Below are 559 nucleotides of genomic sequence, written 5' to 3'. Positions count from 1 at the left end.
ACCCCCGTGGTCCTGCTGACCACTGAGAACGACGACGGCACGACCAACCTCGCCCCCATCTCCTCCGCGTGGGCGCTGGGGCAGTACGTCGTCCTCGGCCTGGGAAGCGAGAGCCAGACCGTGCGCAATCTCGCCGAGCGGCCCGAGCTGGTGATCAACGTCGCCTCGCCGGAGCTGTGGGAGCAGGTGGAGCGTCTGGCTCCGCTCACCGGAGCCCACCCGGTGCCGGAGAGCAAGCGGGCGGTGTACCGGTTCGAGCCCGACAAGTTCGCCGCCGCGGGGCTCACCCCCACCGACTCCGACCTCGTGGCGCCGCCGCGGGTCGCCGAGTGCGGTCTGCAGCTGGAGGCGCGGGTGCGGGCGCTGACGCCCGGCGGGGGAGGGCTCTTCTTCGGGGTGGAGTGCGAGGTGCTGCGCGTGCACGCGGACGAACGCATCGTCGTGCCGGGAACGCACCACATCGACCCCGCGCTCTGGAGCCCGCTCATCTACAACTTCCGCCACTATCACGGCCTCGCTCCGGAGGTGGGCCACGGGTTCCGCTCGGAGACCGCGCGGA

General features: G+C 71.9%; 1 protein-coding gene. It reads left to right on the top strand.

Annotation, left to right across the window (positions count from 1 at the left end):
* Nucleotides 1-559: flavin reductase family protein (locus CCN42_RS40730; RefSeq protein WP_086742077.1), on the top strand; the 559-nt coding region annotated here is incomplete at both ends.

Source organism: Streptomyces glaucescens (assembly GCF_002154375.1).
Taxonomy (GTDB): Bacteria; Actinomycetota; Actinomycetes; order Streptomycetales; family Streptomycetaceae; genus Streptomyces; species Streptomyces glaucescens.
The sequence above is the reverse complement of the archived record's forward strand: the minus strand, read 5'-3'. Positions and strand labels throughout refer to the sequence as shown.